A 310-nucleotide genomic window follows, 5' to 3' on the forward strand; every position below is an offset into this window, starting at 1 on the left:
CCTCGCGGCTCATGCGCCAGGCCAGCGCGGCCAGCGTGACCGACAGCAGGCCAGCGAGCGCCGGCTCGCGGACGGTGCGCGCTACCTGAAGACCATCCTCGATTCGCTCGCCACGCCGCTGTGGGTGCTGGATGCGAAGCGGCGCATCGTCCTGTTCAACCGCGCCTTCCTGCAGTTCACGGGCCGGAACGAGGACGCGGTGACGGGACGGCTCGAAACGGAAGTGCTCGACCCGGCCGGCGCCGATGCGCGCGCCCGGCTGTATGCGGACAGCGCGGCCGACGGCGTGCATGCGCTGGAGGCGGAGATC

Annotated in this window: 1 protein-coding gene; it reads left to right on the plus strand. The window is 71.9% G+C overall.

Annotated elements, in window-relative coordinates; translation table 11 throughout:
* On the plus strand, positions 1–310 hold a 310-nt coding region (locus ACEN88_RS35070; RefSeq protein WP_413347034.1), incomplete at both ends, for a PAS domain-containing protein.

It is taken from the genome of Massilia sp. CT11-108, assembly GCF_047302915.1.
Lineage (GTDB): Bacteria > Pseudomonadota > Gammaproteobacteria > Burkholderiales > Burkholderiaceae_D > Telluria > Telluria orientalis.